Here is a 2752-nt window from a genome sequence, read left to right on the forward strand (position 1 = left end):
CCTGACCGGGTCGTCGTTCGCCAAGGTCGCACGCGGAATCCGCCGACTGTGACGAACCGCCGTGGCGGTAGGCGATTTCGGTGGCCGCGTCGGGGTGCGTCGGCGGCGATGGCGGCGGCTGTCAGGCGGGCGAGGAGGACCGGCGGTCCGAGCGGGCGACGTACCCCGCGCCCAGGCCCAGCAGGACCGTTCCGCCGATCAAGTACGGCGTGCTGCCCACGCCGGAACCGTCGCCCGCCTGGGCGAACGACCGGCTCGACGAGCCGTACGACCCGTCCTCCCGCTGCACCGGGGCGGTGGCGGTGGTTCTCGCCGCCGCGGTGTGCGAGGACGTGTCGTCCGTGTTCTTCGCCGACGGTACGAAGCAGAGCGCGCCCAGCACGATGCCCGCGGCGGAGACGGTCAGCAGTGTGCGACGAGTGATGGTCACAGATTCGATCCCCTGACGACGACCTTGAGTTGACCCCCGTGGGCCGATGGTACGACCTTCATCCAGGAGCACCGCGCGGCCCCGGCGCGTCCGGCCCCCCGGCTGACGTGCCGCCCCGCGAACGGACCGCCCCGCAGCGGGTCGCGGGAGCGCGCGGAAGCCGGAGCCCTACGCTCCGGCTTATGAGCACTTCGGAAAGCACGCACGAGAACACGGCACGGGGCCTGGCGCGGGACACCCGGGAGGCGGCGAGGGAGGACGCTCCGGAACCCGCTTTCATCCGACTCCAGGTGGAGCTGGTGGTGGAGGTCACCGATCTGGAAGCCCTGACCGGCACCGCCCTGGAAGCGGTCGCCGCCGAGTACGAGGACACCCTCCCCGACCCCGACGACCACGGGACGGAAGGGGAGCGCAGGCATGCCGAGTCCCTCGTCCGGGCAGACGCCGCAGAGGCACTCGCTTCGCTGATCGACCCGTTCGACTTGGTCAGCGCCGTGCCGGGGATCGAGCTCGCGCAGGCTTCGTGGAGCAGCGAGGCCGTCGAGCACGATCCCGAGGACGACGACGAGTACGACGCGGAGGCGTACGAGTACTACGACGCCGACGACGAGGAAGGCGAGGACAGCGAGGGCGGCGGGGCCGGCGGGCGGAAGTAGCCGGAGGACCGACCCGCGGGACGGCCCCGGCCGGTACCCCCCACCGGGGCCGGGGCGCCGACGAGATCGGAGGGGCGACTGCGCGGACGAGCCGCGCGCGGGCGACCGGTCCGACCCGCGAGAAGACCGGTTCCGGGCCGTCGGACGGCCCGGAACGGAACCGCACCGGACCGGTCGCGCGGAGGCGGGAACCAAAAGCCGCCGGGGACGCGTCGATGAGTGGTGTTCCCCACATCCCGTGCGGATGTGGAACGGATCGCCACCGACCGGGGTTCTGGAACATTGACGGGGATTCGCGTCTGGCGGCGCCGTTACGGGGATTTTGGGGAATTGGCAACGATGGAGAAGCGTGTGATCACGGACAGCAAGCGGCGTAAGGGCCTGATGGCCGCGTCCGCCCTGCTCGGCGGCGTGCTGGTGCTCTCGGCGTGCAGCGGCGGCGACGATTCCAGTCCCTCCGCGAGCAGCTCCCAGAAGTCCCAGGCACAGGTCGACGAGGCCGCGGCCCAGGACGTGTCCGAGGCCCAGATATCGATCGAGCCGAAGAACGGATCGACGAACGCCAGCATCAACAACGCGGCCAAGGTCACCGTCGCCAAGGGGACGCTGACCACCGTCACCATGACGACCGCCGCGGGCGACGACGTGGAGGGCACGCTCGCCGCGGACGGGAAGAGCTGGAAGCCCGCCGCGCAGCTGGAGCGCTCGACCACGTACAAGGTCAGCGCCTCGGCCAAGGACTCCAAGGGCCGTGTGGCCCACGAGAACGGCTCCTTCACGACCGTCTCGCCCGACGACAGCTTCATCGGGAACTTCACCCCCGAGGACGGTTCCACCGTCGGCGTCGGCATGCCGGTCTCGATCAACTTCAACAAGGCGATCACCGACAAGGCGGCCGTCCAGGCCGGCATCACCGTCACCTCCAGCAGCGGCCAGGAAGTCGTCGGCCACTGGTTCAACTCGCAGCGGCTCGACCTCCGCCCCGAGGACTACTGGACGGGCGGCTCCACCGTCACGCTGAAGCTCGCGCTGGACGGCGTGGAGGGCGCGGACGGCGTCTTCGGAGTGCAGCAGAAGACGGTCACCTTCAAGGTGGGCCGCAACCAGGTCTCCACCGTCGACGCCAAGGCGCACACCATGACCGTCACCCAGGACGGGAAGACGATCAAGACGATCCCGATCTCCGCCGGATCGCCCGACAACCCCACGTACAACGGCCAGATGGTGATCTCCGAGAAGTACAAGGAGACTCGGATGGACGGCGCCACGGTCGGTTTCACCGACGACGACGGCAAGGGCGAGTACGACATCAAGGACGTCCCGCACGCCATGCGCCTGTCGAACTCCGGCACTTTCGTGCACGGCAACTACTGGGGCAGCTCCAGCATCTTCGGCTCGGCCAACACCAGCCACGGCTGCGTCGGTCTTCAGGACGTCAAGGGCGCCGGCGACGCCGACCAGCCCGCGGCGTGGTTCTACAACCACTCGCTCATCGGCGACGTCGTCATCGTGAAGAACTCCCCGGACAAGACGATCTCCCCGGACAACGGCCTCAACGGCTGGAACATGAGCTGGTCCGAGTGGACGGCCGACTCGGCCGCCTGATCCCGGCACTCCCCGTCCCCGCCCCGAGGGCGGTGGCACCCCGGTCCGCACGGACCGCCGG

At 69.9% G+C, this 2752-nt stretch carries 3 protein-coding genes; 2 read left to right on the forward strand and 1 reads right to left on the reverse strand.

Annotated elements, in window-relative coordinates; all coding sequences use genetic code 11:
* Positions 1-121: 121 nt before the first annotated feature.
* The gene (locus ACFWEP_RS33870) at positions 122-430 is read right to left on the reverse strand and encodes a hypothetical protein (protein WP_387376025.1); all 309 of its coding nucleotides are present in this window, start codon (positions 428-430) and stop codon (positions 122-124) included.
* Positions 431-612: 182 nt separating this feature from the next.
* On the opposite strand from ACFWEP_RS33870, the gene ACFWEP_RS33875 reads away from it, so the two are divergent.
* On the forward strand, positions 613-1086 hold the full coding sequence (locus ACFWEP_RS33875) for a hypothetical protein (protein ID WP_387376027.1): 474 nt from the start codon (positions 613-615) through the stop codon (positions 1084-1086).
* A gap of 339 nt (positions 1087-1425) precedes the next feature.
* Complete coding sequence (locus tag ACFWEP_RS33880; protein ID WP_387376028.1) at positions 1426-2691, forward strand: Ig-like domain-containing protein; 1266 nt, start codon at positions 1426-1428, stop codon at positions 2689-2691.
* The last annotated feature ends 61 nt before the right edge of the window (positions 2692-2752 follow it).

Origin of the sequence: Streptomyces sp. NPDC060198 (genome assembly GCF_042728415.1) — a bacterium.
Classification (GTDB): Bacteria; Actinomycetota; Actinomycetes; order Streptomycetales; family Streptomycetaceae; genus Streptomyces.